Source organism: Burkholderia sp. HMSC10F09 (genome assembly GCF_001806955.1).
Classification (GTDB): domain Bacteria; phylum Pseudomonadota; class Gammaproteobacteria; order Burkholderiales; family Burkholderiaceae; genus Burkholderia; species Burkholderia multivorans.
The window spans coordinates 1-7,903 of the sequence record NZ_KV786633.1; the positions used below are offsets into that span (position 1 = coordinate 1).

At 65.4% G+C, this 7,903-nt stretch carries 8 protein-coding genes; 2 read left to right on the forward strand and 6 right to left on the reverse strand.

The window, feature by feature from the left end; genetic code table 11:
• Window positions 1-54: 54 nt before the first annotated feature.
• Both HMPREF3115_RS09240 and HMPREF3115_RS09245 read right to left on the reverse strand, forming a co-directional pair.
• Complete coding sequence (locus tag HMPREF3115_RS09240) at window positions 55-1,227, reverse strand: pyridoxal phosphate-dependent aminotransferase (protein WP_070554201.1); 1,173 nt, start codon at window positions 1,225-1,227, stop codon at window positions 55-57.
• 31 nt (window positions 1,228-1,258) lie between these two features.
• Window positions 1,259-1,756 carry a putative toxin-antitoxin system toxin component, PIN family gene (locus HMPREF3115_RS09245; RefSeq protein WP_006398822.1) on the reverse strand — a complete coding sequence of 166 codons (498 nt, stop codon included), beginning with the start codon at window positions 1,754-1,756 and terminating at the stop codon, window positions 1,259-1,261.
• A gap of 57 nt (window positions 1,757-1,813) precedes the next feature.
• Here HMPREF3115_RS09245 and yaaA point away from each other — a divergent pair, with 57 nt between their 5' ends.
• Window positions 1,814-2,596 carry a peroxide stress protein YaaA gene (gene yaaA / locus HMPREF3115_RS09250; RefSeq protein WP_006410116.1) on the forward strand — a complete coding sequence of 261 codons (783 nt, stop codon included), beginning with the start codon at window positions 1,814-1,816 and terminating at the stop codon, window positions 2,594-2,596.
• 88 nt (window positions 2,597-2,684) lie between these two features.
• Window positions 2,685-3,839, forward strand: a complete 1,155-nt coding sequence (locus tag HMPREF3115_RS09255) for a M14 family metallopeptidase (RefSeq protein ID WP_006405547.1) — start codon at window positions 2,685-2,687, stop codon at window positions 3,837-3,839.
• A gap of 81 nt (window positions 3,840-3,920) precedes the next feature.
• Here HMPREF3115_RS09255 and HMPREF3115_RS09260 read toward each other — a convergent pair whose 3' ends face one another.
• The 4 genes from HMPREF3115_RS09260 to HMPREF3115_RS09275 all read right to left on the reverse strand — a co-directional run bounded on the left by HMPREF3115_RS09260 (window position 3,921) and on the right by HMPREF3115_RS09275 (window position 7,725).
• Entirely contained in the window at window positions 3,921-4,571 is a 651-nt protein-coding gene (locus tag HMPREF3115_RS09260; protein WP_081000555.1) for a BspC domain-containing protein, read from the reverse strand.
• Window positions 4,572-4,703: 132 nt separating this feature from the next.
• Window positions 4,704-5,378 carry an energy-coupling factor ABC transporter permease gene (locus tag HMPREF3115_RS09265; RefSeq protein WP_006405544.1) on the reverse strand — a complete coding sequence of 225 codons (675 nt, stop codon included), beginning with the start codon at window positions 5,376-5,378 and terminating at the stop codon, window positions 4,704-4,706.
• Window positions 5,379-5,453: 75 nt separating this feature from the next.
• Window positions 5,454-6,290 (reverse strand): LuxR C-terminal-related transcriptional regulator, encoded by an 837-nt coding sequence (locus tag HMPREF3115_RS09270; RefSeq protein ID WP_006398827.1) that lies wholly within the window; start codon window positions 6,288-6,290, stop codon window positions 5,454-5,456.
• 217 nt (window positions 6,291-6,507) lie between these two features.
• Window positions 6,508-7,725, reverse strand: a complete 1,218-nt coding sequence (locus tag HMPREF3115_RS09275; RefSeq protein WP_006398828.1) for a DUF2863 family protein — start codon at window positions 7,723-7,725, stop codon at window positions 6,508-6,510.
• Between the last annotated feature and the right edge of the window lie 178 nt (window positions 7,726-7,903).

Below are 7,903 nucleotides of genomic sequence, written 5' to 3' on the forward strand. Positions count from 1 at the left end.
AGCGCAGCATCGGCCGGCGTCGTGCGCCGGCCAGCGCCGCGCCCGGCCAGCGCGTTACAGCCGCGCGAGCCGCTCGAGCGCGGTCGCGAGCGTGCTCTCCTGCTTCGCGAAGCAGAAGCGCACGACGCCCGACTCGTGCGGCTCGTGATAGAACGCCGACACCGGAATCGCGGCCACGCCGATTTCCGACGTCAGCCACTTCGAGAATTCCGCTTCCGGCAGGTCGCTGATCGCTGAATAGTCGACGCACTGGAAGTACGTGCCCGAGCACGGCAGCAGCTTGAAGCGCGTGTGTTCGAGGCCCGCGCGGAAAAAGTCGCGCTTGTTCTGATAGAAGCCCGCGAGCGTCAGGTACGGCGCCGGATCGCGCAGATAGTCGGCGAGGCCGATCTGCATCGGCGTATTGACCGTAAACACGTTGAACTGATGGACCTTGCGGAACTCGGCAGTCAGCGCGGCCGGTGCCGCGACGTAACCGACCTTCCAGCCCGTCACGTGATACGTCTTGCCGAAGCTCGACACGATGAAGCTGCGTGCGGCGAGCTCCGGATAGCGCGCGACGCTTTCGTGACGCTCGCCGTCGTAGACCATGTGCTCGTACACCTCGTCCGACAGGATCAGCACGTTGGTGCCGCGCACGATGTCCTCGAGCTTGCGCATGTCCGCTTCGCGCCACACGGTGCCGGTCGGGTTGTGCGGCGTGTTGATCAGGATCATCCGCGTGTTCGGCGTGATCGCGGCCGCGAGACGGTCGAACGGAATCGCGTAGTCCGGCGCTTCGAGCGTGACGAAGACGGGCTTGCCGCCGGCGAGTTCGATCGACGGCAGATAGCTGTCGTAGGTCGGCTCGACGACGATCACTTCGTCGCCCGGATGCACGGCGCACAGGATGGCCGTCAGCAGCGCCTGCGTCGCGCCGGCCGTCACGGTGATTTCGGTGCTGGCATCGTAGCGGCGGCCGTAGAGCTGCGCGATCTTGTCCGCGATCGCTTCGCGCAGCGGCGCGACGCCCGCCATCGGCGGGTACTGGTTGTGGCCCCTGCGCATCGCGGCCGCGACCGCGTCGACGATGCGCGGGTCGCAGTCGAAATCCGGAAAGCCCTGCCCGAGATTCACCGCGCCTTTTTCGGCGGCGAGCGCGCTCATGACCGTGAAGATCGTCGTGCCGACGTTCGGCAGGCGCGACGGGAAAACGGGGGACGTTGGCATGTCGGAAGGAGCGTTCATCGGTACGGTCGAAGTGGTGATGCCGGCAGCGTCAGGCCGGCGTGACAGTGGCGGCCGTTGCGGCGGCGAGCGCGCAGGCCTCGGTAAACGGTGCGGGTTGCGCGATGCGGAAGCCGAAATCGCGCGCCGTGCGCTTCGCGAGCTTCAGTAGCGCACGGTCTTTCGACACGAGCCACTCGGCCTGCGCGGCGCGGGCGAGCTCGAGAAATTTCTGATCGTCGCGGTCCTTGCATTTCGGCAGCGGCGGCGCGTCTGCGTCGGCCGGCGCCGGCTCGACGACGTGCGCGAGGCGCGCGACCGTCGCGAGCGCGGCCGCCTTGTCGATCGCGCGCGCGCGAAACTGCGGATAGTCGAGCACATGCTCGAGCTCCGTCAGGCACCGGCCGTCGATGACGGCCGCGAGCGTGCCGCATTCCAGCGCGGCGAGAATCGGCCGCGTGGCCGGATCGTCGAACACGAGGATGTCGATCCACACGTTCGAGTCGAGCACGACGCGGCGGGCGGCGGGCGGGGCGAGGGAGCTGGGCATTCGTTACAATCGGTGGTTTTCGTCTGACCGCACGGCACGGCGTGCCAGCGAGCCTCTATGATAATCGTTCTCTCTCCCGCCAAATCCCTCGACTACGAGACGCCCGCCCACGTGCAGTCTTACACGCAGCCTGCATTCGTCGACGACGCGTCGGAACTGATCGCGGGCCTGCGCAAGCTGTCGCCGCAGGACATCGCGACGCTGATGGACATCTCCGATCCGCTCGCGCGGCTGAACTACCAGCGCTACGCGGACTGGTCGCCGATCTTCACGCCCGCCAATTCGAAGCAGGCCGTGCTGGCGTTCAACGGCGACGTGTACGAAGGATTCGACGCGAAATCGCTGTCGGCCGCCGATCTCGACTATGCGCAGCAACACGTGCGCGTGCTGTCGGGCTTGTATGGCCTGCTGCGTCCGCTGGACCTGCTGCAGCCGTACCGGCTCGAGATGGGCACGCGCTTCGCGAATACGCGCGGCAAGGATCTGTACGCGTTCTGGGGCGACCGCATCACGCGCGCGCTGAACGAGCAGCTCGAGACGCGCCGCGGCGCATCGCGCGTGCTGATCAACTGCGCGTCGACCGAATACTTCAAGTCGGTCAAGCCGAAGCTGCTGGCCGCGCCGGTCATTACGCCGGTCTTCGAGGACTGGAAGGGCGGCCGCTACAAGATCATCAGCTTCCACGCGAAGCGCGCGCGCGGGCTGATGGCGCGTTATGTCGTCGAGAACCGCATCGCCGAGCCGAAGGCGCTGCAGGCATTCGCGATGGAAGGCTATGCATTCGACGCGGCCGCGTCGAACGACTCGACTTACGTATATCGCCGGCGTGTCGGCGAGTGACCCTGCCGGCCGTTCACGAGACGGCCGGCGCATGCATGAGGCGCGGCGCGCGGCACACCGCGCGTGACGGCCGCTCAAGGAGAAACGGATGGCTCTTTCGATCACCAGCAACTTCGACGCGGGCGCAATCGACGTCGTGTCCTGCGACAGCGCGGACGCGATCCGGCTGCGCGTGCGCGGCGACAATCGCTCGGAATTCGCGCAGTGGTTCTATTTCCGCCTGACGGGCGCGCGCGGCGAGCGCTGCGTGATGACGTTCGAGAACGCCGCGCAGTGTGCGTATCCGTCGGGTTGGCGCGACTACCGCGCGGTCGCGAGCTACGATCGCGTCGACTGGTTCCGCGTGCCGACGACGTTCGACGGCCGCACGATGACGATCGACCATACGCCCGAATTCGACAGCATCTATTACGCGTACTTCGAACCGTATTCGGAAGAGCGCCACGCCGCGTTTCTCGGTGCGGTCCAGCAGTTGCCGCAGGCGAGCGTCGTCGAACTCGGCCGTACGGTGGAAGGCCGTCCGATGTCGCTGCTGACGCTCGGTACGCCGGAAACCGATGGCGCGCCGAAGAAGAAGGTGTGGATCATCGCGCGGCAGCATCCGGGCGAGACGATGGCCGAATGGTTCGTCGAAGGGCTCGTGAAGCGGCTGGCCGGATGGGGCGACTGGGCCGGCGATCCGGTTGCGCGCAAGCTCTACGATCGCGCGATCTTTCATATCGTGCCGAACATGAATCCCGACGGCAGCGTGCACGGCAATCTGCGCACCAATGCGGCCGGCGCGAACCTGAATCGCGAATGGATGGCGCCCGATGCCGAGCGCAGCCCCGAGGTGCTCGCGGTGCGCGATGCGATTCATGCGATTGGCTGCGACATGTTTTTCGACATCCACGGCGACGAGGATCTGCCGTACGTGTTCGTCGCCGGCTCGGAGATGCTGCCGAGCTTTACCGAGCAGCAGCGCAAGGAGCAGGACGCCTTCATCGAAGCGTTCAAGGTCGCGAGCCCCGACTTCCAGACCGAGCACGGCTATGCGGCTAGCAAGTACAAGGAGGACGCGCTGAAGCTCGCGTCGAAGTACGTCGGACACCGGTTCGGCTGTCTGTCGCTGACGCTCGAGATGCCGTTCAAGGACAACGCGAATCTGCCGGACGAGCGCGTCGGCTGGAACGGCGAACGTAGCGCGGCGCTTGGCGCGGCGATGCTGGCGGCGATCCTCAAGCAGATCGAGACGTTCGCGTAAACGCATTGTCGGTAACGAAAAAGCCGGCCGCATCGAACGATGCGCCGGCTTTTTCGCTTCTGACGTTGCCGCTGCGTCGCGTCAGGACTTCTTCGCGGTCTTTTTCTTGACGGGTTTTTTCGTCGCGGTCGATTTTTTCGTGACGGCCTTTTTCGCGGGACGCCCGGTCGCCTTGGCCTTCACCTTGCCCTTGTGCGATTTGCCCTTGAATTTCTTCGTCGACGGTGCCGGGCGCTCGACGCGCGGCTTGAGCGGCGGAACGGGATCGTTCCAGCTGAACGCGAGCATCTGCTGACCGACATAGCCGCAGCGAAACTTCAGCGGTTCGGGATCGCCGCCGTTCGTCCGAATGCCGAGCCCGTCGACGGTGACGATGTTGTCGACCTTCACGCGCTGCTTGCCTTGATCGAACGAATCGTTCCACGGCGTGATCGTCGCGTTGCCGTTTTCGAATGCATTCGGCGCAAACTCGACGCGGTCGAAGGCAGTCGACGTGCTCGCGATGAAGCTGCCGTGCGCGGCGCAGTCGGCGACGAGCGGATCGGCGTGCATTTCGTTGACGAATTTATTGATCAGCTCGGAACGCTGGTCGAGAAGGTCGGCGAAGACCGGTGCCGGAAGTGCAAGCGACAAGCCCGCGACACAGGCCGCCAGCTTGCCGAGCGTCCGGACGATCCGGAGCGAGGCAGTTGAGCTGTCCATCTGGTTATTGGTGAGGAGCGAATGAGGCATCGGGCAGGTATAGAGGCCCGATGAAGAACAGGAGTTCAATCTTAGCGTAAAAAAGTAGCGCGGCAGTAGACGGCCGACTCGCCTGCGCTGCGCAAGCGGTACGCGCCGGCGCCGCGCGGGGGCGCAGCACGTTCAAGCGCGCGGGCCACCCAGACGATAACGGCGGACGTCGAACGTGGTGACCCACGCGGGACGATAGACGGCGATTAGCGCGGTCGTCATGCCGGTGAACCACGCTTCGCCGAGCGCGAGCAGTACCGTGTTGAACAGGTAGCCGCCCGGAATTACGACAGGCGCGCCGTTGGCAAGCGCGAGCTGCACGCCGGCCGCCGCGGCCGCAGCTGCAACGATCGCGACGGCCGGCGACACGAAACCCTGGCCCGCGATGAACGACAGCAGATTGTGCGGCAGCCATGCGATTGCCGCGCGCTGCAGCAATGCCGATACCGCGACGGGCAGCGCGCCGTAGACGAGGTAGGTCAGGCCGACCCCTTGCCACGATGCATCGAAGATAATCGCGGCGATCGCCGTGACGGCGCCCATCGCGACCAGCGCGAGCGTCCAGTCGAACAGCGTGACGAGCAGCGTCGCGCCGAGCAGATGCATGACGACACCGTCCTCCAGCCATGCGTTGGACGCCCAGAGAACGGTGATGGCCGTCACGAGTGCGAGCCAGACGTGCTGCAGCGTCGCATCGTGCAGGCGGACGAACGGGCGCTTCCAGAACGCGAGCGCGAGCAGCGCCGCGGCGGCGATCCAGCCACCGATGCCAACCCAGAGCGGAAGCGGTGTGAAAAGAAAACCCATGCGTCCATATTACTCGTTGAGCATCAAAGGTGGGAATCCGCACACGTCGACCGTCGCAATATCGAGACTGTTCGTCTAGTGACTGCGCCGGAAACGGGGCAGCGCCTCGGCGGCGAGCGGCAGTTCCGGATCGTCGACGGTCGCGCTCGGCAGCGGATACGGGCGCGTGTTCCGTTGTGCGCGCAGCGGGACCGGGCCGCGTTCGCCGAGTACGGGCTTGCGCGCGCGATCGCGGTCCGCAAGCAGCACCTCGAGATGCGGCGACAGCCAGCCGTTGTAGATGGCGACCGCGGCGGCGCGGTTCGCGGCGCCGAGCTGCTGGAAGATGCTCGCGAGATGGATCTTCACGGTGCCTTCGCTGATGCCGAGCGTGCGCGCGATCATCTTGTTCGTGCTGCCCATGTGGACGAAGCGCATGATCTGCGCTTGTCGCGGCGACAGCAGACCGGCCGGCGAGCGGCGCGGCAATGCGTTCGCGAGCGTCTGGAAACGCGCATCGTGACGGGTGACGGCCGCGGAAGGCAGCAGCCGCAGGGCGATCGGCGGAATATAGTGACCGCCGAGCAGCACCATCTCGAGCGCGCGAACCAGCAGATGCGGACGCGTGGCATGCGGAATCACGCCCGCGACGCCATAGTCGAAGAAGTTCTGAACCGCTTCCGGGGTCGTGTCGCCGATCAGCATCGCGACGGGCGTCGGCGAACAGGCCGTGCACAGCGCCTGGAGTTCGCTGACCTTTCCGACGTCCAGCCAGTCGATCGCGACGAGATCGAAGCGCTGCGTGCGCAGCAGGCGACGCGCCTGGAAACCGTCGGGCGCGTCGTTGATACGCGCGTGACGGTCGATCTGCCGCAACAGGGCCTTGAGCCCGTCACGCCGCTCGGCATCCGAATTGACCACCAGGAACCGCATATTCAGCCTCCTTACGAATGTGTCGTTGATCTGTCGGCAAGTATGTCGAGCGCCGATCATGACAAATACCTTACACGTTGTCTGCTTGGCTGAATGGCTTAGGAGAAGTTCGAAATTTGGCGGCAAAGGAGGCAGACAAGAAAAAAGCCGCTTCCGCACGGGGCGGAAGCGGCTTACGCGATGGCTCGTTGCGGGTCGTGGCGGCCCGTGCCGGCGATCAGTGGAAATGCGGCTGCGCAGGCGACGCGTCTTCCGGCATCTCGGCATGGACGATTTCGCCGAGCGGATCGGCATAGAGCGGCACGCCGCAATCGTCGCAGTATTCCGGCTCGAAACGCCCGGCGTGCCGGCGGATGTCCGTGACGCCGCATTCCTTCAGCAGGCTCACGATTTCCTCGAGCGGGCCGTCGATCGGCGCTTCGCCCTCGAGCGTCGCGCTGTCGATCGACACATCGCCGTTCTCGCGGCCGTACAGCGGCCAGACGACGCCATAGATCACGTCGTTGCTGCCGCGCCGCGTGAAGCCCACGCGATATTCGTCGATGCGTCGGTCGCCGAAGCCGGCGACGACCGCGCGCAGTTCCTGCGGCGCTGCACCAAGTGTGTCGAAAAGATAACGAATCGCGGTACGGACCGTGTGAGGACGTATGCGTTCGTCCGCATCGCGGCATGCCGAATAGTACGCGTCCGGAAGCAGGCACTCGAACTCGCAGCCGGGCAGTGCGAGCGACAGGTTCGGGCCGCCCTGGGCCGTCCATTGCTCGAGACACTGGCCGCGCTCGATGCGGTTGCCGTGCTCTTCTTCCTGCCAGCGGAACAGCGGTGCGCCGGCGGGCGCGGCGACGACCGCGAGCAGGAAGCGCGGGTCGGCCAGGATCGGGGACGTTTCCGGCAGGTCGCCGAAATTGAGCTTGGCCGCATGCTGGCCGAGGGCTGCATGCGCGAGCTGCTGCGCGAGCCGGTAGGTTTCGACGTGGTGCCGCGGCAGTTGATCGATGCTGTACATGAACGGCGCGAGCCCGACCAGCGTACCGTTGGCGAGCACGTGAGCCTGCAGGTGCGCACGCAGCGCGTCGGCGATGTCGCTCTTGAGCGGACCCGACGGAATCACATAGCGCGTCCAGGCGAGCACGGGCACCGCGACGAGCAGTGCGTCGTACGGTTGGCCGTCGTGCTCGATCACCATCGACTCGCTGTGCGTTTCTGCCATGTCGGCGAGCGCACCGTACGCGTCGGGATGATTCTGTTGCAGATGGTCGAGCGCTGCGTCGAGCGTGGTCTGGTTGCCGTTGCGAACGATCTTGGCAAGCAGGGCATCGAGCTTCGCTTCCCAGAAGCGATCTTCGATGCGGCTGCCCGAAGCGAAGAGCGCAAGCGACAGGCCGACGAGCTTGTCGGCATCGGGGGGAAGACGTTTGGCGATTCGCTGGCGCATATTAAATACGTATAGAAAGAGGCGAAGAACCTCACATTCTAGTCCGTTCTGCGCGCCATAAGCGCTGTCGTGCTACTCGGCGGTCTCGCTGCGATGAAATCGCGGGGATCAAAAAAAGTGCGTCGACCCCCTTGCGCATCCTGCGCGAGCTGCATAGAATCACGCCTCTTTCGCGCTA